The sequence below is a fragment of the Actinomadura barringtoniae genome (assembly GCF_017573505.1).
Lineage (GTDB): Bacteria > Actinomycetota > Actinomycetes > Streptosporangiales > Streptosporangiaceae > Spirillospora > Spirillospora barringtoniae.
Map to the genome: position 1 here is coordinate 48,081 of NZ_JAGEOJ010000025.1, position 26,601 is coordinate 74,681.

At 71.3% G+C, this 26,601-nt stretch carries 21 protein-coding genes; 8 read left to right on the forward strand and 13 right to left on the reverse strand.

Annotated elements, in window-relative coordinates; genetic code table 11:
- Positions 1-68: 68 nt before the first annotated feature.
- The 4 genes from J4573_RS44585 to J4573_RS44600 all read left to right on the forward strand — a co-directional run bounded on the left by J4573_RS44585 (position 69) and on the right by J4573_RS44600 (position 5,895).
- Complete coding sequence (locus tag J4573_RS44585) at positions 69-1,607, forward strand: MFS transporter (protein WP_208262438.1); 1,539 nt, start codon at positions 69-71, stop codon at positions 1,605-1,607.
- Between the two features lie 247 nt (positions 1,608-1,854).
- Positions 1,855-2,559: a hypothetical protein gene (locus J4573_RS44590; protein WP_208262439.1), complete on the forward strand. Its 705-nt coding sequence runs from the start codon at positions 1,855-1,857 to the stop codon at positions 2,557-2,559.
- A gap of 280 nt (positions 2,560-2,839) precedes the next feature.
- Positions 2,840-4,441, forward strand: a complete 1,602-nt coding sequence (locus J4573_RS44595; RefSeq protein ID WP_208262440.1) for an AMP-binding protein — start codon at positions 2,840-2,842, stop codon at positions 4,439-4,441.
- The gene (locus J4573_RS44600; RefSeq protein ID WP_208262441.1) at positions 4,438-5,895 is read left to right on the forward strand and encodes an MFS transporter; all 1,458 of its coding nucleotides are present in this window, start codon (positions 4,438-4,440) and stop codon (positions 5,893-5,895) included. The genes J4573_RS44595 and J4573_RS44600 overlap by 4 nt, the downstream gene beginning before the upstream one ends.
- On the opposite strand, the gene J4573_RS55725 is transcribed toward J4573_RS44600, so the two are convergent.
- Together J4573_RS55725 and J4573_RS44610 are read right to left on the reverse strand one after the other, a co-directional pair.
- A complete protein-coding gene (locus J4573_RS55725; RefSeq protein ID WP_279575804.1) occupies positions 5,879-6,379 on the reverse strand; it encodes an FAD-dependent monooxygenase in 501 nt (166 codons plus the stop codon). The two genes, J4573_RS44600 and J4573_RS55725, sit on opposite strands and share 17 nt — an antisense overlap.
- Positions 6,376-6,726 (reverse strand): FAD-dependent monooxygenase, encoded by a 351-nt coding sequence (locus J4573_RS44610; protein ID WP_208262442.1) that lies wholly within the window; start codon positions 6,724-6,726, stop codon positions 6,376-6,378. Before J4573_RS44610 ends, J4573_RS55725 begins: the two co-directional genes overlap by 4 nt.
- A gap of 83 nt (positions 6,727-6,809) precedes the next feature.
- Here J4573_RS44610 and J4573_RS44615 point away from each other — a divergent pair, with 83 nt between their 5' ends.
- From J4573_RS44615 to J4573_RS44625, 3 genes are read left to right on the forward strand one after another with little or no spacing between them, the layout of a single operon-like run.
- Entirely contained in the window at positions 6,810-7,190 is a 381-nt protein-coding gene (locus tag J4573_RS44615; protein ID WP_208262443.1) for a hypothetical protein, read from the forward strand.
- A gap of 38 nt (positions 7,191-7,228) precedes the next feature.
- Positions 7,229-8,110 (forward strand): LysR family transcriptional regulator, encoded by an 882-nt coding sequence (locus J4573_RS44620; RefSeq protein ID WP_208262444.1) that lies wholly within the window; start codon positions 7,229-7,231, stop codon positions 8,108-8,110.
- 58 nt (positions 8,111-8,168) lie between these two features.
- Positions 8,169-8,624, forward strand: coding sequence for a nuclear transport factor 2 family protein (locus J4573_RS44625; RefSeq protein WP_208262445.1), 456 nt, complete (start codon positions 8,169-8,171; stop codon positions 8,622-8,624).
- 88 nt (positions 8,625-8,712) lie between these two features.
- Here the strand turns inward: J4573_RS44625 and J4573_RS44630 are convergent, their stop codons facing one another.
- The 11 genes from J4573_RS44630 to J4573_RS44680 all read right to left on the reverse strand — a co-directional run bounded on the left by J4573_RS44630 (position 8,713) and on the right by J4573_RS44680 (position 25,543).
- On the reverse strand, positions 8,713-10,305 hold the full coding sequence (locus tag J4573_RS44630; RefSeq protein WP_208262446.1) for an MFS transporter: 1,593 nt from the start codon (positions 10,303-10,305) through the stop codon (positions 8,713-8,715).
- Positions 10,306-10,406: 101 nt separating this feature from the next.
- On the reverse strand, positions 10,407-12,038 hold the full coding sequence (locus J4573_RS44635) for a PucR family transcriptional regulator (RefSeq protein ID WP_208262447.1): 1,632 nt from the start codon (positions 12,036-12,038) through the stop codon (positions 10,407-10,409).
- A 24-nt stretch (positions 12,039-12,062) separates the two neighbouring features.
- The gene (gene menC / locus J4573_RS44640) at positions 12,063-13,172 is read right to left on the reverse strand and encodes an o-succinylbenzoate synthase (RefSeq protein ID WP_208262448.1); all 1,110 of its coding nucleotides are present in this window, start codon (positions 13,170-13,172) and stop codon (positions 12,063-12,065) included.
- Between the two features lie 6 nt (positions 13,173-13,178).
- Positions 13,179-14,153 (reverse strand): GNAT family N-acetyltransferase, encoded by a 975-nt coding sequence (locus J4573_RS44645; protein WP_243774611.1) that lies wholly within the window; start codon positions 14,151-14,153, stop codon positions 13,179-13,181.
- Positions 14,150-15,316 carry a M20 family metallopeptidase gene (locus tag J4573_RS44650; RefSeq protein ID WP_307797422.1) on the reverse strand — a complete coding sequence of 389 codons (1,167 nt, stop codon included), beginning with the start codon at positions 15,314-15,316 and terminating at the stop codon, positions 14,150-14,152. Before J4573_RS44650 ends, J4573_RS44645 begins: the two co-directional genes overlap by 4 nt.
- A gap of 1 nt (position 15,317) precedes the next feature.
- Entirely contained in the window at positions 15,318-18,731 is a 3,414-nt protein-coding gene (locus J4573_RS44655) for a serine hydrolase (RefSeq protein WP_307797424.1), read from the reverse strand.
- Positions 18,728-19,714, reverse strand: coding sequence for an ABC transporter ATP-binding protein (locus J4573_RS44660; protein WP_208262449.1), 987 nt, complete (start codon positions 19,712-19,714; stop codon positions 18,728-18,730). Before J4573_RS44660 ends, J4573_RS44655 begins: the two co-directional genes overlap by 4 nt.
- Positions 19,711-21,711 (reverse strand): dipeptide/oligopeptide/nickel ABC transporter permease/ATP-binding protein, encoded by a 2,001-nt coding sequence (locus J4573_RS44665; RefSeq protein ID WP_208262450.1) that lies wholly within the window; start codon positions 21,709-21,711, stop codon positions 19,711-19,713. The genes J4573_RS44660 and J4573_RS44665 overlap by 4 nt, the downstream gene beginning before the upstream one ends.
- Positions 21,711-22,718: an ABC transporter permease gene (locus tag J4573_RS44670; protein WP_208262451.1), complete on the reverse strand. Its 1,008-nt coding sequence runs from the start codon at positions 22,716-22,718 to the stop codon at positions 21,711-21,713. Before J4573_RS44670 ends, J4573_RS44665 begins: the two co-directional genes overlap by 1 nt.
- Positions 22,719-22,731: 13 nt before the next feature.
- Positions 22,732-24,288, reverse strand: a complete 1,557-nt coding sequence (locus J4573_RS44675) for an ABC transporter substrate-binding protein (RefSeq protein ID WP_307797425.1) — start codon at positions 24,286-24,288, stop codon at positions 22,732-22,734.
- An 823-nt stretch (positions 24,289-25,111) separates the two neighbouring features.
- Positions 25,112-25,543, reverse strand: a complete 432-nt coding sequence (locus J4573_RS44680) for a hypothetical protein (RefSeq protein ID WP_208262452.1) — start codon at positions 25,541-25,543, stop codon at positions 25,112-25,114.
- A gap of 233 nt (positions 25,544-25,776) precedes the next feature.
- Between J4573_RS44680 and J4573_RS44685 the strand changes: the two genes are divergently transcribed.
- The gene (locus J4573_RS44685; protein WP_208262453.1) at positions 25,777-26,589 is read left to right on the forward strand and encodes an SAM-dependent methyltransferase; all 813 of its coding nucleotides are present in this window, start codon (positions 25,777-25,779) and stop codon (positions 26,587-26,589) included.
- Positions 26,590-26,601 lie beyond the last annotated feature (12 nt).

Here is a 26,601-nt window from a genome sequence, read left to right on the forward strand (position 1 = left end):
CACGCATATCTGGATGAGTACAGTGTGCGCATCGAGGAAACGATGTACGCATCCAGGGAGTGATCGGGATGGAAGCAGTGAGCGGACGGCACCCGAAGCGGTGGCTGATCCTGGTGGTCCTGTGCCTCAGCACGCTGGTGCTGGTGATCGACAACATGGTCCTCACGGTCGCGGTCCCGCCGCTCGCCGAGGACATCGGCGCCACCGCGCAGGACGCGCAGTGGATCCTGGAGTCCTACATCCTGGTGTTCGCCGGCCTGCTGCTCACCGCGGGCAGCCTCTCCGACCGGTTCGGCCGCCGCCGCGTGATGCTGATCGGCCTGTCGCTGTTCGGGCTCGCCTCGCTCGCGGCGACGTTCGCCGCCGACCCCGGGCAGCTGATCGCCGCACGGGTGGTGATGGGCGTCGGCGGCGCGCTGATCATGCCGTCCACGCTCTCGATCCTGATCACGGTGTTCGACGACGAGGAGCGGCGCAAGGCGATGGCCGCGTGGTCGTCGGTCGCGATGGTCGGCTTCATCGGCGGCCCGGTCCTCGGCGGCGCGCTCATCTCCTGGTTCTGGTGGGGCGCGGTCTTCCTCATCAACGTCCCCGTCGTCGTGCTCGCCATCGTCGCCGCCCTGGTGTGGATGCCCGAGTCCAAGGGCCCCTGGAGCAAGCCCGACCTGCCCGGCGCCTTCCTGTCGGTGGTCGGCATGACCTCCCTGGTGTGGGCGATCATCGAGTGGCCGAAGCTCGGCATCTCCCACCCGCACACCCTCGCCGCGTTCGGCGTCGCAGTCGCCGCCCTGGCCGCGTTCGTGATCTGGGAGCTGCGCACCGACTCCCCGATGGTCCCGCTCGGCCTGTTCAAGGCCCGCAACTTCTCCGGCGGCAGCTTCTCGCTCACCCTGGTCCAGATCGGCAACGGCGGCCTGCTGCTGGTGCTCACCCAGTACCTGCAGTACGTCCTCGGCTACAGCCCCACCAAGGCCGGCCTCGCGTTCATCCCGATGGCCATCGCCTCGCTCGCCTTCAACGGACTCGGAGCCGCGTTCGCCAACAAGATCGGTAACCGGATCGCGGCCGCCATCGGCCTGGCCGTGATCGCCGCCGGGTTCGGCCTGCTGGCCACACTCACCCCGGACTCGGGCTTCTGGATGCTGTCCGCCGCCCTGTTCATCATGGGCGCCGGTGGCGGCCTGGCGATGCCCGCCGCGGTGTCGGCGCTGATGGCCGAGGTCCCCGCCGAGCAGGCCGGCGTCGGGTCGGCTCTGAACGACACGATCCAGCAGGCCGGCGCCGCCCTGGGCGTCGCGATCCTCGGCAGCGTCCTGGCGGGCGGCTTCAACCACCACATGCCCGCCGGCGCCCCCCGGACTTTGGGTGAGGCGGTCGGCGACCCCGCCCTGGCCGAAACCGCCCGCTCCGCGTTCACCAGCGCGATGCACACCAGCTTCACCCTCGCGGCCGTCGGCGCCCTCACCGCCGCCGTCGTCGCCCTGACCGTGATGCGCAACCGCAAGAACGAGACCCCAGGCCAGCCCGCCACTGAGCTCGTTGAGTCCGCTGAGACCACTGAGACCGGAACGGCCGGGACCGCTCAGATGGAGGTCGCGACCGCCTGACGTACAGCACCTCGATCTGAGGCCGTGCACCGATTTCGGTGCGCGGCCTTGGTCGTTCTCGGTCCCTTATCCGGGCGGGGTGCCTCGTCCGGATGAGCATGACCGCGCCAATGTTTGTCGGCTTCAGATATGGCTTTCCGATGTCAGCTGGCTAGAAAGATCGTGTAAGTGGCGCGGTCACGGCGGCGCCTGAATCCGACCGCTACGGGGGCCACGGCAGGTTCACCCCACTCCTAGGAGGAGTCCTGTGAAAGCCCAGCCCATCCTGACCGCGTCCGCGGTCGCGGCCTGTGCGGCCGTCCTGGTCGCGTCGGCCGCCGCGACCTCGTCGGCCGCGACCACCACCATCCGTTCGGAGACCGCCACCGGAGCGCCCTACGCCGGCAACTGGCAGGTCTCCACCGTCGGCCCGGTCACGTTCGCCATCACCTTCCTCGGCATCAAGGTGACCGGATCGTGCGACAACGCCAACCTCAAGGGCACCGTCCAGTCGAACGGGGCCGGCGCCCTCACGGCGGCCTCGATCGGCGCGTGCAAGACCTCCAACGGCCTCAGCTCACCCGCCAGCGACCTCGGCGACCTGCCCAGCAACACCGGCCAGGTCACCTACGCGCCCGTCTCTGGTGGCCGCGACGGAACGCTCGCCATCAACGGGAACCTCACGTTCAAGCTCGAAGGCGACTTCCTCGGCAAGCTGCGCACCTGCTACTACGGCTTCCGAACGGGCGGCGCCGACGGCCTCGCGTTCGACATCTACAACCGCGACAACCCCAACCGTCCCCTCCCGAACGACGACGCGCAGGGCAAGTCCACCAACATCACGCTCGTGAAGCTGACCGGAAGCGACGGGCTCTGCCCGTCCAACGGCACCGGCAGCGCCTCCGCCATCGCACGCGGCGAGAGCGTGGCGGGCTCCGGAAACTTCGACCGCAAGCTCTACCTGACCTCGTAGTCCAGCTGTAGAGGCCCGACAGCCCGGGCCTCAGAGGAAACCCATTGCTTCAGGGCGGGCGCACCCCGTTACCGCTGCCAATGCGCCCGCCCTGATCCCCTCCTAGCCCCCTCTCGGCCCCTTGATCCGTGCTATCCCGTCCTATCCCGCCCTGATCCGGACATGATCGGCTCATGGTCCAATCCTCCGGTTTAGTGTGATCGAGCGGATGTGAACCACAGCTCGATCCGCAGCCAGATGCAGCCCCCTCGCTGACAAGCGCCTTGGCTGGAGGAGCCCCATGGCCGACTGGTCCCACGAGTACCGGCGGCACGGCTGGTGGCGCGAGGAGACCTTCCTCGACGACCTGCGCCGGCATGCCCACGAACGACCCGACACGATCGCGCTGGTCGGCCACCGCGAGGCCGACGGAAGCATCGACCGCGCCACCTACTCCGAACTGCTCGCCGACACCGGCCGCTACGCCGCCAAGCTGCGCGACCTCGGCATCGAACCCGGCGACGTCGTCGCCGTCCAGCTGCCCGACTGGTACGAGCTGGTCCCGCTGGCGATGGCCTGCGCCCAGGTCGGCGCGCGCTTCTGCCCGCTGATGCCGAGCTACCGGCAGTACGAGCTGGCCCACATCCTCGCCCTCACCGAGGCGAAGGTGTGCATCACGCTGGCCGAACGGGACGGCGCGCGGCTGGCCGACATCGTCACCGGCCTCGACCTGCCGAGCCTGCGGCACGTCCTGGTCTCCGGCGACCCGCGCCCGCCCGGCACGGCCGACTTCGCCGAGCACTTCCTCAAGGGCGACGGTGAGGTCGCGGTGAGCCGGGACGCCGAGCTCGGGCCCGACGACCCGTACCTCATCCTGTTCACCTCCGGCACGACCGGCGAGCCCAAGGGCGTGCTGCACAGCCAGAACACCCTCTACGCCGCCGCGCGCGGCCTCGCCGACGCGATGGAGCTCGACTCCTCGCTGATCATGCAGGTCGCGCACCTCAACACGCACATGTCCGGCTTCGCGATGGGCCTGATGATCCCGCTGCTGCTCGGCGGCACCGCGGTCTTCCAGGACCGGTGGAACGTCAGGGTGTCGCTCGACCTCGACGAGTCCGAGGACGTCTCCCTCTTCTACGGCGCCGCCCCGTTCCTCATGGACATCATCGACGAGCTGCGCAAACGTCCCCGCACGTTGCCCGAGCTGCGCTGGATGATCAGCGGCTCGGCGCAGGTGCCCCCGCACCTCATCGGTGAGATCCAGGAGGTCCTCGGGCTGACGACGTACACGCTGTGGGGCATGACCGAGAACGGTCCCGTCACCGTCACCCGTACCGACGACCCGCCGGACTGGGGAACGCAGAGCGACGGGCGCACGGTCGGCGGCATGGAGCTGCGCATCGACCCGATGGAGGGCCGTACGGACGGCGCGGGCCCGCTGTGGGTGCGCGGCCCGTCGCAGTGCCTCGGCTACTTCCGGCGCGAGGAGCTGTACGCGTCGGAGCTGGACGGCGACGGCTGGTTCGACACCGGCGACCTCGCCCGCGACGACGGCCGCGGCGGCATCCGCATCGCGGGCCGTACCAAGGACATCATCCTGTCGCGGGCCTTCAACGTCCCCGTCACCGAGCTGGAGGCGGTCCTCGGCCGGCACCCGAACGTCCGCGAGATCGCGGTGATCGGCATCCCGCACCCCGAACTGCTGGAGGAGGTCTGCGCGGTCGTCCTGCCGAACGACCCCGCGTCGCCGCTCACGCTGCAGGACCTGTGCGACCACCTGCGGGAGAACGGCGTGAACGAGTGGATCTGGCCGCATCGGCTTGAGCTCGTCGACGCGATGCCGAAGACCATCACCGGCAAGATCCGCAAGGTGGAGCTGCGGCAGCGGTACGGCGAGTGAGGTTCCGGCCACTGCCCAGGTCACCGGCCGGGCCACCGCCCAAGTCACCGGCCGGGCAGCCGCCCACGCCGCCGGGCGCGGCGTCGGCCGCGCAGAGCCGTCCGCTGGCCATCGGCGTGGTCTGTGCCGGGGTGTTCCTGGGCGCCATCGACACGCAACTGGTGAACGTCGCGTTCCCCAAGATGCTCCGCGACTTCCCCGGCACCGACCTCGCCCAGCTGTCGTGGGTGTTCAACGGCTACACGATCGCGTTCACCGCAGCGTTGCTCCCGGCCGGAGGCCTTGCCGACCGCTTCGGCCGCCGCCGCGTCTACCTAGCAGGCCTGTCCGTCTTCGTGGCCGCCTCCGCCGCCTGCGCGGTGGCGCCCTCGCCCGCCGCCCTGATCGCGGCACGCCTCGTTCAGGGCGCGGGCGGCGGCATCATCACGCCGCTCGCGCTGGCGCTGATCCTGCACTGGTTCAGCGAGGAGGAACGCGGCACCGGCATCGGCCTGTGGAGCGCGACCCAGTCGGTGGCCGTCGCCGCGGGCCCCGCGCTGGGCGGCATGCTCGTGTCCCTCTGGGACTGGCGCACGATCTTCTGGCTGCACATCCCCGTCGGCCTGCTGGCCCTGGCGTTCAGCGTCCGTACGCTCCCGCGCGACGAGGTCGGCAAGGCGGCCGCCCTCCCCGACCTGCCCGGCCTCGCGTTGCTCGTGGGGGCGATCGGCCTGCCATCGTTCGCCATCGTCCAGAGCCACGACTGGGGCCTGGTCGACGCCCGCACCCTCATCGCCCTAGCCGTCGGCCTTCTCTCCGCCGCAGCCTTTGCCCGCCGGGCCTCCCGCCATCCCGCGCCATTGGTCGACCTGGCGCTGCTGCGGCTCCCTACCGCCTTGAGGGCGAACGCCGCCATGTTCGTGTTGGGCCTGGTGATATTCGCGCTTTCCCTGGCTGCGGTGCTCTTCCTCACCGGAGTCTGGGATTACAGCGAGGCAAGGGCCGGACTGGCCTTCACCCCGGCCCCCGCCATCCAGGTTCTAGTGGCCCCGTTCGCAGGCCGCCTTGTCCGCCGTACGGGCTTCCGCACGATGGCCCTGACCGGCGCAGCGGTCCTCTTCGCGTCCGTGGTCCTGCTAGCCCTGGCCGCCGGCCACACACCCTCCTACTGGCTCGTCTTCTTCCCGTCCCTCCTCCTAGGTGGCTCCGGCATAGCGCTCCTGGTCACTGCCCTCAGCGCAGCAGCCTTGACCGAGATACCTCCATCCCGCCTGGCCACCGGAACCGCCCTCTCGGTCACCGCAAGGGCATGCGGAGCCGTCATAGGCCTCTCCACACTCGCGGTCATCCTTGCGGGCGCCCCACGAGACTCCCTAGGCACCTACCACGCGGTCTGGTGGACCATGGCAGCCCTCTGCGCCGTCATGACCGCCCTGGCCACGCGCCTCCCGCGCCCCCTCAAGTCCACCGAGTGAGCGCAGCCTCCAGGGGCTCGAAGCCGTCGTCGACCCACCCCACATGCCCGTCCGGCCGAAGCAGCACCGCGTCCACGTCAAGATCCCCTCGCGCATGATGAACCCCGCCGTACCGACGTTCAGCCCCCAACTCCAAGACCACCGCCTGCCCGGCATGCAGTACTGACGGCTCAAGCCCGGGCATACGGCTCCCGACGACCGGATGCCTGCCGGGCAGGTCGTAACGGATGTCGAGCCCGGACAGCATCCCCGCCAGATACCTGTTGGCCTCAGGAATCTTCAGCAGTTCACCCACGATCGTGCGCAACGCCCCGACGTCCTCATCCGGCACCATCAGGACCCCTTGAGCACGCGTGTTGGCCAAAACCGCAGCACCGACGGGATGCCGTTCCGCGTGATAGGTGTCCAGCAGAGCGAGGTTCCCCTTCAGCGCCGCCGCGAGCTTCCAGCCCAGGTTGAACGCATCCTGCAAGCCCAGGTTCAACCCCTGCCCGCCCGCAGGGGAGTGGATATGAGCCGCGTTTCAAGGCACTCCTCCACGCGCGCCTGCCGTATGCCCAGCTGGTTCTCGCCCAACGGCCGATAGTCGATCGACAGCCCCGCGAAGTGCGACCGCGACAGCGAGACAATCGCCCGCTCGACCAGCGGCTGCAGCATTCCGCGCATGTCCAGGATCTGGGCCGACCGAGGCTGCAGATTGAGCGCCTTGGACTGCCCACTCCGCTCGGCGAGCCGCTCCACCACCAGGGCATCGACGCCCGCCAGAGCAAGCTCGTTCGCCAGCATCAGACCCGTAGGCCCGGCCCCCACCACGATCACCTCAGCGTCCATCCCGTGCCCCTCCATGGTCCCCGCGGACGCCGCCCAACGCGGTTCCTACCCGATCGATCAAGTGCCTATGGGAGGTTGAGACCATGCGGCATACATTCGCCCACGACGCCGTGGTGGCGATGGAGGCGGGCGGGGACATCCGGGCGCCAGGCGGGGCGGTCACCGTCGCCCTCTGCGGCACCTGGCAACACGAACCCCCGTGTCCCCTGGCCGCACACCACACAACGGCCGAACGCACGGCCCAAAGCGACGAGGTCCGCCTCCGCGTCCTCTTCGCCGCCGAACCCGCCGCCGAAGCCCGCATCCGCCGGCAGATCGAAACGGCCCTCAGCAGCTCCGGCCTGGGCGCCGGCTTCCAGGGTCCCGACGGCCTCAGAACCCGCTGGCAGCTCCGCGAAGCCGGCCCCAGCTCCGTCCGAGCCGAAGAAGCCGACCACGCCGCCCGCCTCTCCCGCCCCGACTAGCGCGAAGGGCGCTGACCGGGACCTCCTAGACTGATCACGTGGAGCTACGTCAGCTGCGGTACTTCGTGGCCGTGGCCGAGGAACTGCACTTCGGGCGGGCCGCCGAGCGCTTGCACATCGTTCAGCCGACCGTGAGCCAGCAGGTCCGGCGGCTGGAACGCGAGCTGGGCCTTGATCTCTTCGACCGCACCACCCGTACGGTGTCGCTGACGGCCGCCGGGCAGACCTTCCTGACGCACGCTCGTACGATGCTGCGAGCCGAGCGTTCGGCGGTCGAGGCGATGGCCGCCCTGCGGGCCGAGCAGGAAACGACGCTGCGGCTCGGCACCAACGTGGGCCTCGGGACTCGGTTGGACGCGCTGCTGGGCGCGCTGGCCGAGCGTGCACCTCAGATCACCGTGGAGCTGGTCAGTGCGCCCCCGGCGACCAGGCTTCAGCAGGTCCGCGATGCCGAGCTGGACGCCGCTCTCATCCGGGGCGCGGACCATGGCCCGGACCTGGAGTTTCTGCCGCTCTGGAGCGACCCCCTGGTCGCCGCGCTGCCCGCAGCCCATCCGTTGGCCGGTGAGGACCAGGTGAAGCTCGCTGATCTGGCCGAGTTGCCGTTGCGGATCACGCCGCGTGAGAACAATCCGCACCTGGTCGACACCGTCGTCGAGGCCTGTCGTGCCGCTGGCTTCGAGCCCCGCATGGGGCCCGCGTTCACCAACGATCAGGACACCCTGGCGGCCATCGCAACGGGCAAGCCGAGTTGGACGGTCTACTACGCCTCCCAGGCCTCGGTCCAGCCCGCGCCCCGCATCGCGTTCCGCCCGTTCATTGAGCCGGCACCGGCGATTCGGACCTACCTGGCGGTGCGGCCTGGGCCGCCGACCCCGCGGCTGAGGGCTCTTCTGGACGCCTGCGCCGCGGTGGATTAATCACGATCCTCAATCAATCCATGAGCGAAGTGCTCATTGGAGATCACGCCCGATCCCGATGAACTGGATCCATCGCAACAACCGGATGGAGAAGCTCATGGAAACCCGTACCGACGCCGAGAAGGTCGTCCGCCGCTACTTCGACGCCCTGGCCAACGGCAAGGACGAGATCGTCCGGGACAGCTTCGCCGAGGACGCGACCTGGTGGTACGCGGGGGAACTGCCGATGTCGGGCACCTGGAACGGCCGCGAGCAGATCGTCGACGGCTTCCTCGGTTCGGCGTACGACCTGCTGGACCCCGACAAGGAGGTCGGCATCGAGGTCACCGAGGTCATCGCCACCGGCGACCACGTCATCGTCGAATGGACCTCGAGCGCGACCGTCAAGAACGGCAACCCCTACCTCAACCACAACATCGGGGTCTTCGTCGTCCGGGACGGCAGGATCGCCGTGGCCCGCGAGTACGCCGACACCCAGCACTGGGAGCACGCCCTCCGCGCCCCGCAGGCCTAGTGAGGACAGCTCGAAGGGGCCATGAACAGCCCGAAGGGGCGGCATCCGGGTGGGATGCCGCCCCTAGGTGGGGGTCGGGGCCGGGGGCTCAGACATTGGCCTGCTTGAGGTCGTGGCCGTTCTCCTCTTCGGTGTCGTCGGTGATGACCTTGGGGGCGTTGCGGAGGGTGTAGAGGGAGGTGACGGCGACCAGGGCGGCGAAGGCGGCGCTGACGATCAGGGCGGCGTGCATGCCGTCCACGAAGGCGTCGCGGGCGGCGGCGGCGACCTGGCCGGCGAGCTGGGCGGGGAGGCCGGCGGTGGCCTGGAGGGCGCCGCCGATGGAGTCCTTGGCGGCGTGCTCGGTACCGGCGGAGAGGCCGGCGGGCAGGTGGAGGCTGTCGCGGTAGACGGCGTTCAGGACGCTGCCGAGGATGGCCATGCCCAGGGCGCCGCCGAGCTCGGTGGCGGTCTCGGAGATCGCGGAGGCGGCGCCGGAACGCTCCTTGGGCACCGAGGCGAGGACGGTGTCGCCGGTGACGGTCATCGCCATGCCCATGCCGAGGCCGGAGGCGACCATGATCGGGACCATGATCAGGTAGGAGGTGTCCAGGCCGACGGTGACGAAGCCGGTGAACGCGCTGGCGGAGATCGCCATGCCGATCGCGACGGTGCGGGCGCGGCCGATGGCGTTGATCAGCGGCGGGGCGATCGCGGCGCCGCCGACCATGGCGCCGAGGGCGCCGGGCAGTCCGGCGAGGCCTGCCTTGAGCGGGGACCAGCCGAGAGCGAGCTGGAAGAACAGGGAGAAGATCAGCGACTGGGCGACCAGGGCGAACATCGCGAACATGTTGGTGGTGATGGAGCCGGTGAACGCGGCGTTGCGGAAGAGGCGGATGTCGATCAGCGGCTCGGCCAGCCGGGTCTGGCGCCAGACGAACGCGGCGAGGGAGACGACGCCGATGGCGGCGGAGATGCCGACCTGCGGCTCGGTGAGGCCGTGCACGGCGGCTTCCTTGATCGCGTAGACCAGGCCGAGGACGCCGAGGATGGACATCGGGACGCTGAGCAGGTCGAGGCGGCCGGTGACCAGGTTGCGGGACTCGGGCAGAACGATCAGACCGGCGATGAGCGCGACCGCCATGATCGGGACGTTGATCAGGAAGACCGAGCCCCACCAGAAGTGGTCGAGGAGGAGACCGGCGATCGCCGGGCCGAGGCCGACGGCGAGCCCGCCGACCGCCATGAAGCTGCCGACCGCCGCGGTGCGCTGCTTGGGGTCGGTGAAGACGCGCCGGATGAGCGAGAGCGCGGAGGGCATCAGGGTGGCGCCGGCGACGCCGAGGACGGCGCGGGCGGCGATCAGGGCCTCGGCGCTGGGCGCGTAGGCGGTGATCGCGGAGGCGACCGCGAAGAGCGCGGTGCCGATCAGCATCAGCTTCTTGTGGCCGATCCGATCGCCGATGCCGCCCATCGTGATCAGCAGGCCGGCCAGCGCGAAGCCGTAGGCGTCGGCGATCCAGAGGATCTGGGTGGCGGTCGGGTGCAGGTCGGCGTTCAGGTGCGGGATCGCCTGGTTGAGCGCGGTCAGGTCGATGTTGGGGACCACGGCGACCAGGAGGCAGATGGCCAGTGTCCCGATCTTGCGGCCCTTGGAGAAGGTGGCCGGCTCGGCGGCCGGGGCGTTCGGTGAGGTGTTCATGCCGGTAAGAATCAGCCTGGGCGCTGACCGTCCTCGCACCATCCGCTGACCGTCCCGCGCACCGTCGCGAACGCCCAGCTCAGGGCCGTTTCAGGGCCGCTTTACGGGCGACGCAGGAGGCGGAGCTGGAGCATCAGCGCGAACCGGGCGTCAGGGTCGGTGAGGTCGACCTCGGCCACCTCGACGACGCGGCGCAGCCGGTAGCGGAAGGTGTTCTGGTGGACGTACATCGCCTCCGCGGCGGCCGGGACGTCGCCGAAGGCGTTCAGCCAGGCCCGGAGCGTGTCGACCAGGTGCATGTCGTGCAGGCGGTCGTAGTCCAGCAGCCGCGCGAGCGGGCCGGTCGGCGGGTGGCCGCGTTCGACGTCCAGGTCGGCGAGCTCCAGCAGCAGCGCCTCGACGTGGACGTCGGACATGCGGGCGATCCGGCGGGGGCCGCCGTTCGCGCGCAGGACGCGCAGGGCCCGGTCGGCGCCGTCGCGTGAACGGGCCAGACCGGCGCCGTCGGCCACCGCGGGCCCCACGCCGATCAGCGGCTGGAGCCGGTCGCCGACGCGTTTGAGGAAGTCGGAGCCGACGCGGACCGCCTGGTCCTCGGCGCCGCCGGGGTCCGCGACGGGCAGGATCGCGTACGCGACGTCGCCGACGAGCGCGGTGGCGGCGCGGGCGTGGACCGCGGTGAGGTGCATGGCGAACGCGTCGGCCAGGCGCTGGCGTTCGGCGGTGTGCTGGGCGCGCAGGTCGGTCGAACGGGGGAGCGCGGGCAGGTCGGGCGCGGCCAGCGCGAGGACGACGCCCGCGTGGTCGCCCAGGCCCAGGCGGTCCAAGGCCTCGGCCGCTCCGGGGCCGCCTTCCAGGGCGGTGCCGACCAGGTCGGCGCGGAGCCTGCGTTCGACGTCGGCTCCGGCGCGCAGCCGCAGCATGTGCAGGGCGACCAGCTTGGCCGCGTCGTGCAGGGCCTGTGAACGCTGGGTGCTCAGCGGAGCGTCCACGACGGCCCAGATCGAGCCCAGGAACTCGTCGCCCGCGCGGACCGCGATCGCCGTACGCGGGAGGTGGAAGCCGTCGGAGGCGGCGGGCTCGACGTAAACCGGCTGGTCACTGCGGTAGAGGGAACGGAAGATCCCCTGGTCTTCGAGGAAGCGGGTGAAGCGTTCGGGCACCTGCCGTCCCAGGATCGTCTCCACGCGGGAGGGGTCGGCCTCGTCCTGGCGGCCCGAGAACGCGAGCACCCGGGAGCTGCGGTCCTCGATCGTGACCGGGGCGTCGAGCAGCGCCGCGACCGCGTTGGCCAGGGCGAACAGGTCACCGGACGGGGTGCCGCCCAAGGTCTGCGGGCCCGCCTCCCCGACGTCGCCCTCGGCCAGCAGCGAACGGAGCAGCGCGGCGAGCTGGGCCCAGGAGGCGCCGCGGGTGAGGGCGAGCAGCGCGACTCCCGAACGTTCCGCCGCCGCGATGATCTCGGCGGCGGGCGGGGCCGGGGCGCGGACGACCAGGGCCGCGGCGCCCGCCTCGCCGAGCTCGGCGAGCAGCGCGGTCACCTCGGCGGCGTCATGGACGCCGACGCCCAGCACCAGCGCCTGGCGCGGCAGCTCGGGCCGGTCCAGCGGGTCGTTGATGACCACGCCGCCGATCGCGTCGGCCTTGTCCGGGTCGCCGCAGACGAGGTCGAGCAGCGTGGTGCCCAGATCCTCCAGGATCCGGCCCAGGCTGGCTCGCGGTCGCTCGTTCATCGCTCCCTCACGTCGCCAAGCACATCACAGCGAGATCCATTCGGTCTGGACGGTGACCTCGTCGAGGGCGGCCTGATCAGGGACGACGCCGAGCCCGGGCCCGGTCGGGACCGGCAGATGGCCGTCCTCGGAGAGCACGAACGGCTCGGTGATGTCGGTGCGGTAGTAGCGGTCCGAGGCGGAGGTGTCGCCGGGCAGGGTGAAGCCGGGAAGTGCGGCGAGCGCAACGTTTGCGGCGCGGCCGAGGCCCGTCTCCAGCATGCCGCCCGCCCACACCGGGATGCCGTGCGCCGCGCACACGTCGTGGATGCGGCGGGCCTCCAGGTAGCCGCCGACCCGCCCCGGCTTGATGTTCACGATGCTGCACGCGCCGAGCGTGATCGCGGCGGCGGCCGAGCGCGCGGAGGTGATCGACTCGTCCAGGCAGATGGGCGTGGCGACGGTCTTCGCCAGCTCCGCGTGGCCGAGGACGTCCTCCTCGTCGAGCGGCTGCTCCATCAGCAGCAGGTCGAACGGGTCGAGCCGGACCAGGTGCCGCGCGTCGGCGAGCGTGTAGGCGGCGTTCGCGTCCACCTGGAGCAGCAGGTCGTCGCCGAAGCGTTCCCGTACGGCCCGCACCGGCTCGACGTCCCAGCCGGGTTCGATCTTGAGCTTGATGCGCAGGTAGCCCGCGTCGAGGTAGCCGGAGACCGCGTCGAGCAGCTCGGGAACGGAGTTCATGATCCCGACGGACACCCCGCAGGGCACGCGGTCGTGGACCGCGCCCAGCTCCCGCGCCAGCGGCACGCCCCGGTCCCGCAGCTCGGCGTCCAGAACGGCCATCTCCAGCGCCGCCTTCGCCATCCGGTGACCGCGGAACGGCTCCAGAGCGGGCGCGACGGCGACCGCGTCGAGGTGCTCGCGTCCTGCCAGCGCCGGGATGAGGAAGCGCCGCAGCACGTCGGCGCAGCCCTCCGCGTACTCCGAGGAGTAGCGCGGATCGACCATCGCCACGCACTCGCCCCAGCCCTCGGTGTCGGTCCCCACGGCGCGCAGCAGCAGGGCCTGGCGGTCGGTCTGGGTGGCGAACGAGGTACGGAAGGGCGCCACCAGCGGCAGCCGGATCGTGCGGAGTTCGACTCCGGTCAGCTTCATTGCGCGTCACGCGTCCTTTCGCATGAGGATGTACCAGCCGGCGCGGTCGAATCCCGTCACCTGCCACCCGCCCACGAGCAGGCCGCCGAGCGTGTCGCGCAGGGCGGAACGCCAGGCCGCCGCGCACTCCGGATCGCTGCGGCGCAGCAGCTCGATGTCCTCGGGAACGGCGACCAGGACCCGTGAGCCGGTCGCAGGTCCGCTCGCCGAGCTGCTCGCCGAGCCGCTCGCGGAGCCGGTCACCGGGCCGGTCACTGGGCCGGTCACTGGGCCGGGGGACGGCCAGCCGTGGGCCGTGGCGTCGAGGGCGACGGCCGCGCCCGCCGCACGTACGGCTTCGGCGTCCGCGACCCGGTGGCGGCCGTGGCAGGCGGCGGCGACGTCGGCGTCGGCCAGCGGCCAGTCGACCAGCAGCCGGTCGGTGTCGTCGGCGCCGTTGATGCCGTCGTTCATCCGGCCGTAGAAGTTGGGCAGGTACTCGGCGGGCAGCGCGGCCAGCTTGCCGATGTTGAAATAGGCGTTGCGGCGTACCAGCGGATCGAACGTCCACGAGACCTGCGTCGCCCCGCGCCGCAGCGCCCAGGAACGCTGGTGCGCCTTGAGCGCGAAGCCCACGTTGCGTCCGCGCGCCTTGGCCGCGACGCCCGCGATATGGCTGTGCAGCGCGCCGTGCGGCGGCGGGCCGAAGAAACCGATGCACGCCCCGATCAGAGTCTCGCCGTCGAAGGCCGCCGCGACGTAGTTGCCCGCCTTGTCCATGGCCCGCAGCAGTTCCGTGGTCACCAGGCTGTTCTCGCCGCCGGGCTTCCAGATGCCTTCGAACAGGCGGCTCACCGCCTCCAGGTGCTCCAGGGCGTTGATCGGCCGTACCTGGCAACCGGCCGCCTCGGACGCCGCGTCGGCGGCGGCGAGTGCGTCGGCGACGAGCCGTTCGTCGATGCCGGGTGCGGGCTGGGTCACGGCGGCGGAAGAGTCGGTCATCGTCGTTCGCCCCCGGAGAGTAGGTCGCCGAGCAGCGCCGCCAGCAATGCCGTACGGCGCGGAAGCTCGTCGATCAGGACATGCTCGTGATCGGCGTGCGCCCCGCCGCCCACCGCGCCGAGGCCGTCCAGGGTCGGAGTGCCCACGCCCGCGGTGAAGTTGCCGTCCGAGGCCCCGCCCACGGCGGCGGCCGTCAGCGGGCCGATCCCGAGCCGTTCGGCCAGGCCCTGCGCGCGGGCGTAGAGCTCCTCCGAAGCCGCGCGTTGCAGGGGTGGTCGGTTGGAACCCCCGGTCACCTCTACCTCCGCGCCTTCCAGAACCGGCTTCAGCGCCCGCATGTCCGCGTCCACCCGTGACTGCTCGGCGGCGTCGCGTACGCGCACGTCAACGGCAAAATGCCCCTCCGCGGGGACGGTGTTGGAGGTGGTCCCGGCGGCCAGCAGGGTCGGTGTGACCGAGGTCCCGGCACTCGCATCGCCGAGATCGGCGACCGCGAGCATCTGATGCGCGGCCTCCAGCCCGGCGTTCACGCCGCGCTCCGGTTCGAGCCCGGCGTGCGCGGCCCGCCCGCGCACCCGCACCTCGTACCGCGACACGCCCTTGCGTTCGGTCTTCAATGCCCCGCCTTCCGCGGACGCCTCCAGCACGAGCGCGGCGGCACAGCCCGCAGCCTCGTCCTCGATCAGCCGCCTGGAGGACGGCGAGCCGAGCTCCTCGTCACCGGTCACCAGCAACGTCACGCCGGTCGACAACCCGGCCAGAGCGTGGAACGCCATCGCCAGGCCCGCCTTCATGTCGAAACAGCCGGGGCCGCGCAGCACCCCGTCGCGTACCTCGAACGGGTGGGTCGCCAGCGAGCCGAGCGGCCACACCGTGTCGTGATGGCCGAGCACCAGCACGCGGCGCGGGCCGTCGCCGAGACGCCAGCGCAGGTGGGTACGGCCGTCAAGGACGATCAGCTCCGGTTCGACGCCGAGCCGTGCCGTGCCCATCGCGGCAACGACCTCGGCGCTGTGCGCGACGGCGGCGAGGTCGGCCGACGGTGACTCGGTCCGGACCAGCCGTTCGATGTCGCCGACGATGGCGGGCAGCTCGGCCTGGAACCGGCCGACGCCGACCTGTTCGTGCGCCATGTCTTCGTGCGCCCTGTCTTCGTACGCCACGTCAGGACACCTTCGGGGTCGCGCGCACGCCGAAGTGCACGTAGGGCTCGCCCGTCGGCAACGCGTAGAACGTCACCGGCATCCACGAGACGCCGCCCGGCGGCCGGACGACGAACAGGTCGTCGGCGACCGGCACCAGGTCGAACTCCTGAACGGGGTCGGGGACCATGGCGGCGAGCGGCCCGGTCATCGTCTGCCGCAGCCTCGGCCCCTCCTCGCCCTCGCCTGGCAGGATCTCGATCCGCGCTCCGGCGCGTTCATAGGTGCCCAGGTGGCCGTCGAGATCCACCTCCACGGGGACCTCCGGCGGCGCGAGCGGCTCGGGCATCGTGACCCCGGCGAGCTCGGCGAAGATCTCCCGGAACAGGTCCACGTACAGGTCGTGGGCGTTCCCGCCGTTGGTGAGCAGCGTGACGGCCAGATCGTGCTCGGGCAGTACGCGCAGGAACGCCGATTGGCCGAGCGTGTTACCGTCATGCCCGATCAGCCGGTGCCCGTTCCAGCCGAAACGGATCCAGCCGAGCCCCCACGAGTCGCCGAGGGAGTGCACGTCGGGCAGGTCCACGTGCTTGGCCGCCATCGCGCTCGCCGACCCCGCCGACAGCACGCGCGTACCGTCCGCTGCGACGCCCCCGGCCAGGTGCATGCGCGCGAACGCCAGCACGTCGGCCGCCGACGCGGTGATCAGCCCGGCCGGTCCGGAGGAACGAGGCAGACCCCAGGCCGGAGCCGGGACCGGGTCTTCCTCGCCCTGCGCGATATGGCCCATCGCGGCGCGAAAACGCAGGGCCTCCTCGGGCAGCGTGGTCGTGTGCGTCAGGCTCAGGCACGCGCCCAGCCGTTCCTGCAGAGCGCGGTCCCAGCTCATGCCCGTGAGCTTCTCGATGACCCGCCCGGCCAGCACGAACCCCGAGTTGCAGTACGAGAACGTCGCGCCGAGCGGATGGTTCTGCGGCACCTCGTCGAGCTGCTCGACGTAGCGTTCCAGGCAGTCGTCGCCCCGGCCGGTGTCGGTGAACACGTCGCCGTCCACGCCACTGGTGTGGGTGAGCAGGTGCCGCATGGTCACCTTCTTGGCGATGTCCGGATCCGACAGCCGCAGCGTCGGAAGGACATCGATGATCGGCGCGTCGAGGTCCAGGAGCCCCTCGTCGACCAGCTGCATCACCAGCGTCGCGGTCCAGACCTTGGTGATCGATCCGATCTGGTAGAGCGAGTCCTCGGTGGTCTCGACGCCGGTGGCCTTGTTGAGCACGCCGTAGGCCGCCTGAGCGACGTCGTCGCCGTGCGAGATGCCGAGGACGGCGCCGGGCACGCGGTGGCGTTCGGCCAGCTCGGCGAGCCGGCGCCGCCAGTGCCCGGCGTCCAGCGCGACGGGCCGTACGGGACGTCCGGGCTCGGGCGCGTAGCGCTCCACCCAGTCGACGACGCGGCGGGACAGGTCGACGCGATGCGAGGGAACGCCGTCGAGGAGGAAGAGGTGGGATCCGCCCGGGTAGAGCACCAGCCGGGTCGGCACGCCTCGTTCGCGCAGGGCGGTGAACCACTGCTCTGCCTGCCCGACCGGACAGCGCTCGTCGGCGCCGCCGTGCAGGATCAGCGTCGGCGTGCGGACGTTCTCCACCCGGGAGTACGGGGAGAGCGCCGCGTAGCGGGCGCGGTCCTGCCACGGCGGCCCGCCCAGCTCACCGAAGCCCAGGAAATGGGCCTCGTCGGACGTGCCCGCCATGCTGGTCAGGTCGGACACCACCCCGCCCGCGACGGCCGCGGCGAACCTGTCGTCGTGGCCGGTCAGGTAGCAGGTCATGAAGCCGCCGTAGCTGTACCCGGCGAGCGCCAGCCGCTGCGGATCGGCGATGCCCTCGGCGACCAGATCGTCCAGTGGCTCCAGCAGGTCACCGGCGTCGGCCGCGCCCCACGCGCCGCGCACACCGGTGAAGAACGCCTCGCCATAGCCGTCGCTGCCGCGCGGGTTGAGCAGCAGTATCGACCAGCCGCGTGCGACCAGCGCCTGGTGGTAGAGGTGCGCCGCGTCGGCCGAACCGTTCCAGGCGTTGTGCGGGCCGCCGTGGACGTCGAGCAGCAGCGGGGCCAGGCCGGACTGGGCCGGGTCGCGCAGCAGCCAGCCGTGCACGGTGGCGCCGTCGGAGACGGAGAACTCCCGCTCCTGCGCGGTGAAGAGCTCGACGTCTGTTAGGACCGCGCCGTGCTCGGTGAGCACCCGCTCGTCGCCCGTGGTGAGATCGACCGTCGCGATCTCGCCGTACGAGGTGGGGGAGGACAGCACGATCGCGGCCGTGGTGTTGTCGACGGACATGCCGGAGACCACGCGGTCGGCGCCGCCGGCCAGCAGTCGCGGTTCGGCCTCGCCGTCGATCGCGTAGAGGTGGGTGCAGCCGCGGTCGCGCAAGCAGAAGACGATCGTGTTCCCGTCGCCCGCCAGCTGAGGCAGCGCGCCCGGGTAGCCGGGGCCGCCGGGCATCACGTTGCGGTCGGTCGCGGCGGTGAGGTCGACCGGCTCCGCCGCGGCCGCGCCGCCGTCCAGCGGAACGCGCAGCAGGCTCATGTGGCCGACCTCGGTGTCCTGGCGGCCGACGACCAGCAGGGCGGTGCCGTCGTGGGTCCAGCCGACGGTGAACGCCATGCCCGTACCGCTGCTGATCTGGCGCGGCACGGCTCCCGGCGTCGTGGCGTTCACGACGTAGGCGGCGGAACGCATCGTCAGGTCGGCATCGGGGCCGTGCGCTGCGGGGAACGCGAGGTCGCGGCCGTCGGGCGACCACGCGGGGCCGCCCGCGTGATCGTCGCCGTGCGTGACCTGCCGGACCGTACGGCCGTCGAGGTCCAGAACGTGCACCTGACCGCGCACCGAGTCGAGCAGCCCTTGCCCGTCGACCTTGTAGCCGAGCCGGTCCGCCACGATCGGGGATCCTTCGGGCCGCCGGCGCTTCTCGCCGTCCCCGCCGTCCCCGCCGTCCCCGCCGTCCCCGCCGTCCTCGCCGTCCCCGCCGTCGTTGTCGCGAGGGGCCGTGAAGGCGATGGCGGTGCTGTCCGGGCTCCACACAGGGGCGCCCGCGCCGAGCGGCAGGTCCGTCACCTGCTCGGCCTCGCCGCCGTCCGCGGGCAGCAGCCACAGCTGAGCCGGGCCGCCACCGCCGCGCAGGAACGCGATCCACCGGCCGTCCGGCGACCAGGCGGGGGCCGTGTCCGCCGGGCCGTTCGTGAGGCGCCGTGCCGCTCCGCCGTCTCCGCCGTCCTTGCTTGTTGGGACGGTCCACAGGGAGCGGTGGTCGCGGTCGTTCTCGCGATCGGCGGTGCGCAGCACGTACACGACGCGCGAGCCGTCCGGGGCCAGGGACGGCTGCTCCGGCAGCGCGATGTCGTAAAGGTCTTCGATGCCCATGCGTCGCGTCACGATGCGCTGTCTCCTCGTGGGTGTCGGGACGGAAGATCCGCGGCGAAGTGGCAGGCGGATCGGTGCGGTCGCGAGGCGGCGTCCTCGGCCGGATCGCTGGTGCGGCAGATGGTGCGGTCGCTGTGGACCATCGGCCCGGCGGGGCAGCGCGGGTGATAGCCGCAGCCGGGCGGCGGATGATGAGGATCTGCGGCTTCGGCTACCGGGGCCGGGTCCGCTGTGGGCGGACCGCTGTCCCGTCCGGGCACGGCCGCGAGCAGGTCGCGGGTGTACGGGTGGCGCGGGTCGGCGAGGACCTCTTCGGTACGGCCCGCCTCGACGATCCTGCCGAGGTACATCACGGCGATGTGGTCGCTGAGGTAGCGGACGACGGCCAGGTTGTGCGAGATGAACAGCATCGACAGCCGAAGCCGCCGTTGCGTCTCGCGGACCAGATTGAGCACGGCGCCCTGAACGGAGGCGTCGAGGGCCGAGGTGATCTCGTCGGCGATGACGACCTCCGGCCGCCCGGCGAGGGCCCTGGCGAGCGCGATCCGCTGGCGCTGCCCGCCGGACAGCTCTCCGGGCAGCAGTGCCGCGCTGCCCGGATCCAGGTTGACCTGCTCCAGCAGGCGAGCCACCTCGGCTCGCCGCTCGGACCTGCTGCTCCGGCCACCTTCGCGGGGCATCGCCTCGGCGATCGAGTCCCCGACGCTCATCCGTGGATCGAGTGAGGAGTACGGGTCCTGGAAGACCATCTGCAGGGGGCGTTCCCGGCGCCGCAGCCGCCGTACGTCCGTTCCGCCGAGCATGATGCGGCCCGAGCTGAGCGGGGCGAGGCCGACCGCGGCGCGGGCCAGGGTCGACTTGCCCGAGCCCGATTCCCCGACCAGCCCGACCACCTCGCCCGACGGCACGACCAGGTCGGCGTGGTTCACGGCGGTGAGGCCGTGGCGGCGGTGGCCGTAGTGCACGCTCACCGACTCGAAGACCAGGTCGCTCATGCCGTTCCTCCTGCAACCGTGCCGCCCGCGCGGGCCTCATCGGCCAGCGCCGTCTCTTCGGTGATCGTGACCGGGTTCCAGCATGCGACCCGGTGGCCGTTTCCCTGCGTGACCGGCTCCGGGTCCGTCTCGCGGCAACGTTCCTCCGCCCGAGGGCAGCGCGGGGCGAACGCGCAGCCCGCCGGAACGCGGTCCGGCGTCGGCGGGCGGCCGGGAATCGTGGCGAGCGGCCGGTCCAGATCGGTGTCCAGGTCCGGAACGGCGGCCAGCAGCGCCCGCGTGTAGGGGTGGCGGGCGTTGTCGTAGAGGCCCTCGGCGGGCAGTTCCTCGACGATCCGCCCGGCGTACATCACCAGGACCCGGTCGCAGTTCTGGGCGATCACCGTGACGTCGTGGCTGATCAGCAGGACGGCGGCGTCCGCGTTCGCGCGCACCTCGGCGAGCAGGCGCAGCACCTGCCGCTGAACGGTCACGTCGAGCGCGGTCGTCGGCTCGTCCGCGACGATCAGCTTGGGCTCGCCCATCAGCCCCATGCCGATCATCGCGCGCTGCCGCATGCCGCCGGAGAACTCGTGCGGGTACTGCCTGGCGCGGCGTCCGGGAGCGGGCACCCAGACGGCGCGCAGCCGGTCCACGGCCCGCGCGAACGCCGCGCGACGCGGCAGGTCCCGGTGCTGTTCGGCGACCTCGGCGAGCTGCCGGCCGACGCTTTTGACTGGGTTGAACGAGGTCATCGGGTCCTGGAAGACCATGGCCAGCGAGGTGCCGAGCAGCGCGCGCAACTCTCGTTCGGGCGTGTGCAGCAGCGGCGTGCCGGTGAAGTCCAGCCGGTCGGCGGTCACCCGGCCCGGCGACTCGATCAGCCGGGAGACGGCCATCGCGGTCAGGCTCTTGCCCGAGCCGGACTCGCCCACGACGCCGACCGCCTCGCCCGCCCGCACGGAGAAGCTGATCCCGCGTACAGGCGTAGTCCGGCCCGAACGGCCGGGGAACGCCACCCGGAGATTCTCGACCGCCAGCACCGGCTCATTCCCGTCACGTGCGTCCGTCACGGTGTCCGGCTTTTGCGTGGGTGGTGGCGGAACGCGGCGGGAAGCGCCGCCGATCCGGGGCGAGAGGGTGCGCAACCCGAGCACGGCCGCGGCGGCCTCGCCGAAGAGGTTGAACGCCAGGCCGGTGATGACCACGGCCGCGCAGGGGGCCAGCGCAGGCCCCGGAGTCATGTAGATGCGGTCGAGGCCCTCGCCGAGGAGGCGGCCCCAGTCGTAGTCGGGCGCCTGTACGCCGAGGCCCAGGAACGAGAGCCCCGCGAAGGCCAGCAGCGACGTACCGGCGGCGATGGTGGCGTTGACGGCCAGTGGCTCCGCGACGTTCGGCAGGATGTGGCGGACCAGCAGGCGCATCCGGCCGACGCCCGCGACCCGCGCCGCCGCCACGTAGTCCTTGCCCGCCACCCCGGCGGCCAGCGTCTGCGTGAGCCGCGCGAACGACGGCGCCATCGCGAGCCCGATCGCTGCCACGGCCCCAGTCGTACCCACCCCGAAGATCACCGCGAAGAACAGCGCCAGCAGGAGCCCGGGGAACGCGACCGCGACGTTCACCCCGGCCGTGACCAGCCGTCCGGCCCGGCGCGGCAGTACGGAGGGCGCCGCGCCCAGCACCACGCCCAGGCTCACGCCGATCGCGGTGGCCGTCACCGCCAGCAGCAGGGACAGGCGGGTGGCTACCAGAACGCGGTAGAAGACGTCGCGGCCCAGGCTGTCGGTGCCCAGCAGATGGGTGTCGGACGGGCCCTGAAGGATCGCGCCGGTGTCGACGGCGGACGCCTTGTCTCCCCACAGGATCGGCGCCAGGATCGCCAGGGCCGCCACCACGAGCAGCAACACTCCGGCGCAGGCGCCCACGGGCGTACGAGCGACCGCGATCCACCTGGCTCCGCGCTTGGTACTGGTCCTGGCCTTGGTGTCGGCCTGCGCGTTGGCCTTGGCGTTGGCCATCAGTCCTCCCTGATCGTGGATCGCGGGTCGAGCACCGCAAGCAGCACGTCGACCAGGAGGTTCACCGCCAGCACGCCGACGCCGTAGACGAGGACGACGCCCTGTACGACCGGGTAGTCCTTCTGCCGGATGGACTGCACGATCGTCGATCCGAGTCCGGGCCAGGCGAAAACGTTCTCGACCAGCACTGTCCCGGCGACCAGCGCCGAGAGCAGCAGTCCGCCGACGGTGAGCGTCGCGGTCAGGGCGTTCGGCAGCGCGTGCCGCATGTAGATCAGCCGCGCGGGCAGCCGCTTCGCGCGGGCCGTGCGCACGTAGTCGTCGCCCAGCACCGAGAGCATCTCCACCCGTCCGATCCGGGCGAGGACCGCCGCGGGCCCTGCCGCCAGAGCCAGTACGGGCAGGACGTACGAGCCGGGTCCGCCGCGACCCGCGACCGGGAACCACGCCAGCCGTACCGCGAACACGTACGTCAGCAGCACGGCCAGCAGGAACTCCGGGATGGCCGCCAGCAGCACGCTCGAGGAGGTGAACGCGAGCTCGGCGCCGCGCCTGCGGCCGCCGCGCGTCAAAGCGGCCATCACCGTTCCCAGCGGGATCGCCACCCCGAGCGCCACGACGAAGGCCAGCACGGCCAGTTGCAACGTTCCCGGCAGCCGGTCGCCGATGACCTGCGACACCGGCAGATCGCTGATCGTGGACGTTCCGAGGTCACCGGTGAACAGGCGCCCGAGGTAGCGCAGATACTGCTCCCACAGCGGGAGGTTGAGCCCGAGCGCCTCCCGCCGCGCCGCCACCATCTGCTCCGGTGCGGTCGGCCCGAGCGCCGCGCGCACCGGATCACCCGGCATCAGATGGATCATCAGGAACGCGGCCGTGACGAGCAGCAGCAACGAGGCCACGAACCGCCCGGCCCGCCGTACCCCGAACCGACCCCAGCGACCGCCCGGCACCCCGCCGCGCATGCGGGTCACCGGCTGCCGTTCGCCCACCCCGATCGCCGACATCACGTTCCTCCCGCTAGGCGTACATGCGGATCGACGACGGGACGATCGCGTCCTGGCTCACCCGGAAACGCGCGCCCTGGCCGAAGAACGGCTTCGTGGCGTTGTAGTAGGGCACCGCGTCGAGCCGCTTCACCAGCGCCGTCTCGGCCTGCTGCCACTGCGGGCACCCGGCCGTGCCCACCTCGCCCGAGGCGGTCTTGACCAGCGACTCGTACTCGGTGTTGTGGATCCCGGCGAAGTTCACGCCCTTGGGCGGCGTCGTCCCGGACATCAGGGGGACGAGCTGGTTGGGGGCGGTGACCCCGACCGGGCCCATGGAGACGTCCCAGTCACCGGACCCGAAGAGCGTGCTGTTCAGCGCGGGGCTGTCGACCGGCTTGAAGCTGACGTCGACCCCGAGGTCCTTCCAGGCCTTCTGTACGAGCTCGGCGCCGGAGGCCATCGTCGGGCCGAGCTGTGTGCCGTACAGGACGCTCAGCTTCAGCTTCTTGCCGCCCTTGGCCCGGACACCGTCCGAACCGGCGACCCAGCCCGCCGAGTCCAGCCCGGCCTTGGCCGCCGCGAGGTCCTGCGCCGGCAGGTTCCCGGTCACCGAGTCGCCGGTGCAGGCCCGCGGTTCGAGCGTGACCATGCCCTGCGAGGGCTTCCCGGTCCCATTGGTGAGGACCTTCCCGAGGGCCGTCAGATCCAGCCCCTGCACGAGCGCCCGCCGCACCTTCTCGTCCGCGCCCGGGCGGCCCGCGTTCTGGTTGAAGAACATCTCGCCGACCGGCGCCTGCATGTCGGCGTGGAACAGCTTGCGCGCGTTCAATCGCTGCTGCTCAGGGCCCAGCACCGAGGCCTCGTTGAGCTCGCCGGACAGCAGCAGGTTGGCCGCCGTGGACTCGTTCGGGATGACCCGGATCTTGACCTTGTCCGGCAGCCCCTTCTGGTCGCCCGAGGCAGGGCCCCACGTGTAGTCCTTGCGGCGGGTCAGCGTGTAGTGGTCGTTCGCGACGGCCTCGGTGATGGTGAACATGCCGGTCCCGTTGCCGCCCCCGGCCAGCGACTTGCGGTCCGCCAGCCCCTTCCCGCACACGATCGGCACCGACCCCGCGTTCCGCAGCAGGAACGGGTCGGGCGCGCCGCTGGTCAGCGTCACCGTCCGCGCCGCGTCGTCCCCCTTCGCCGCCGTGCCGGGCATGATCATCACCCCGGCCAGCGGCGACTTGTTCTTGGGATCGCCGACGTAGTTGATGTTCGCGGCCACATCGCCGGCGGTCAGCGGCGACCCGTCCGAGCACGTGATGCCCGCGCGCAGCGTGAAGGTGGCCTTCTGTGCCGTCGCCTGCCAGGTCTGCGCGAGCCCCGCGACGGGCTGCCCCTTGTCGTCGAGGTGGACCAGCGGGTCGTACAGGAACTTGCCGACGCCGATCGCGACCGACAGCAGCGTCCGCGCCGGGTCGAGGCTTCCCGGGTCGGACGCGATCGCCATGGTGAACGTCTTGCCGTCCGCCGGCTTCCCGTTCCCGCCGCCCGCCGTACCGGACGCGCCCCCGCACCCGCCGACCACCAGCGCGGTCCCCGCCACGAGCGGCAGGACCCGGGGCAGGGCCCGAGACAGGGGCCGAGACAGGGCCCGAGACAGGGGCCGAGACAGGGGCCGAGACAGGGGCCGGGGCAGGACCTGGGGCAGGCGCCGGGGCAGGACCTGGGGCAGAGCCCGGCCGGCGATCCGACGTCCGGTCCGCGGTCGTCCCGTGACCATGCCGTTGAGCTCGTCCAACGTCCTCATGTGGACTCCCACCTCCGAGGCATCGAATCGGTGATGCCGGGAAGGTAGGTCAGCCGACGACCCCGCAGCTTCGTCGGCCACGACAAGCCGACCCGGGGTGATTCATCCGCTCCGACGAACGCCCGCGCTCCCACGGCGCCCCCGGCGCGACCGCTTGACGTGGCCCGGGGGCTGCTGCACGTGCAGATGCACTGTGCTCGTCCTGGAGTGCGGCGACGTCCATTGATCATCCGATCGGAATGGGGTTGCTTTGATAGCGTCGAAACGCGGCGTTCGGGAGCGATCTCGACGCGAAACGGCCCCGTACCGCCTGGGATGTGGATTCTCTGGGTACGGGGCCGTTCCATCGCGACGTCTCGGAATCGGCACTCCCCCTACCGGCGGGTAATACCCCACAAAGGCAAGTGCGTGCACCAGAGACGCGCTAGCAAGAGCGTAGCCGTCACGGACCCGGGATATCGGTGGATCACGCGTCCCGCGACGCATCCGGATCGTTCACGCCATCCGGGAACGCGCATTTCTGCAGGTGAATCGGCCATTGATCGCCATTCGCGATTATGGTTCGTGCACTTTTCCTCGTTCGGCGCGCCCATCCGGGAGACCGGGCCGGCATCGAGGGCTATATCTCGCGTTCCAAGCGCGGCCGTGGCCCGTCCCAGCTCTCGGGATCGCTCGGATCCCCGTCGCGACCTGCCCGGATGTGACGGCAGCCGTCCAGGTCCGCGGCGAAGGCGACGCCCAGGTCGGCCGCGACTTCCCGAAGGGTCTCGATCGCAGCGGTCTCCTGAGTCATGCTCCAGGTGAACGAGGGTCCGTCGCGCAGAGCCCTCTTGATCGCACGCCTGCCGAAATGGTCCAGGCGCGTCCCCTTACCGACCGAGATTTCATATACCGATCCCTGTCGGCATCGTTCGCACAGTTGCCAGACAAGGCGACCGGCATGGACGGGCTTCTTGCCCGCGGTGTTGTAGAGCACTATTTGGCGGTAGGCCGCAGGAGACCTGGGCGGGTGGTACATGAAGACCTGGCTCGGCGTCGCGGCCTCGCTCAAGTGGGCCAGTCGCCATCGCGCCTGCGGTGCGCCACGCGCAGGTATGAACATCAGAGGTGTCCTCGAGCCTTCGTGGGTTTAACCGATCAGTCTGTCCCAGCCGGGGCCGGGCCACATCTGCTTCGCCCATAAGGCCGGATGTTGTCACCGATTGAACCCTCATTGAACGCGCGGTATTCGTGCCGGAGGATGGCGGGCAAAGGCACGGCCATCTTCGCCCGGGAGGGGTTCCCTTGAGCGACGAAAAGCCTGGCGACGCGCGACCTCCGGCGATCGACACCGGCACGGCGCATCCCGCCCGGATCTGGAATTACTGGCTGGGCGGTAAGGACAACTACCCCATCGACCGGGAGATCGGCGACCAGACCCTCGCCGTATATCCGGAGATCGTCGATCTGGCCCGGCAACAGCGCGCCTTTCTCGGCCGCGTCGTCCGCCATCTGGCCGGTGAGGCGGGCGTACGGCAGTTCCTCGACATCGGCACCGGCCTGCCGACGGCCGACAACACCCACGAGGTCGCCCAGCGGATCGCGCCCGAGTCGCGCATCGTCTACGTGGACAACGACCCGCTCGTCCTCGTGCACGCCCGCGCCCTGCTCACCAGCACCCCCGAGGGCGCGACCGACTACATCGACTCCGACCTGCGCGACCCCGAGCGGATCGTGACCGAGGCGGCCAGGACCCTGGACTTCACCCGCCCGATCGCGATCACCATGCTCGGAGTCCTGATCTTCATCAGCGATGACGACGAGGCCGCGGCCATCATGAAGCACCTGGTGGACGCCCTGCCGCCGGGCAGCTACCTCGCGCTGACCCACACGACCAACGCCGTCCACGGCGCGCGCACCGACGAGGCCGTACGCGTCTGGAACGAGGGCGGCTCGGTCCCCATGGTCGTCCGCAGCCCGGAGATGATCGAAGGCTTCTTCGGCGGACTCGAACTCCTCGACCCCGGCCTCGGCCCGCTCACCCGCTGGCGCCCCGACGGCCCCGCAGGCGAGGCCGTCGACGAATTCTGCGCGGTCGGCAAGAAGCCACAAGGCTGAACGGACCCGAGC

Coding starts and splice junctions, on each gene's coding strand:
- J4573_RS44645 (WP_243774611.1), bottom strand. CDS start 14,153: ATGACCGACTCTTCCGCCGCCGTGACCCAGCCCGCACCCGGCATCGAC.
- J4573_RS44585 (WP_208262438.1), top strand. CDS start 69: ATGGAAGCAGTGAGCGGACGGCACCCGAAGCGGTGGCTGATCCTGGTG.
- J4573_RS44625 (WP_208262445.1), top strand. CDS start 8,169: ATGAACTGGATCCATCGCAACAACCGGATGGAGAAGCTCATGGAAACC.
- J4573_RS44670 (WP_208262451.1), bottom strand. CDS start 22,718: ATGTCGGCGATCGGGGTGGGCGAACGGCAGCCGGTGACCCGCATGCGC.
- menC (WP_208262448.1), bottom strand. CDS start 13,172: ATGAAGCTGACCGGAGTCGAACTCCGCACGATCCGGCTGCCGCTGGTG.
- J4573_RS44635 (WP_208262447.1), bottom strand. CDS start 12,038: ATGAACGAGCGACCGCGAGCCAGCCTGGGCCGGATCCTGGAGGATCTG.
- J4573_RS44630 (WP_208262446.1), bottom strand. CDS start 10,305: ATGAACACCTCACCGAACGCCCCGGCCGCCGAGCCGGCCACCTTCTCC.
- J4573_RS44595 (WP_208262440.1), top strand. CDS start 2,840: ATGGCCGACTGGTCCCACGAGTACCGGCGGCACGGCTGGTGGCGCGAG.
- J4573_RS44610 (WP_208262442.1), bottom strand. CDS start 6,726: ATGGACGCTGAGGTGATCGTGGTGGGGGCCGGGCCTACGGGTCTGATG.
- J4573_RS44660 (WP_208262449.1), bottom strand. CDS start 19,714: ATGAGCGACCTGGTCTTCGAGTCGGTGAGCGTGCACTACGGCCACCGC.
- J4573_RS44615 (WP_208262443.1), top strand. CDS start 6,810: ATGCGGCATACATTCGCCCACGACGCCGTGGTGGCGATGGAGGCGGGC.
- J4573_RS44665 (WP_208262450.1), bottom strand. CDS start 21,711: ATGGCCAACGCCAAGGCCAACGCGCAGGCCGACACCAAGGCCAGGACC.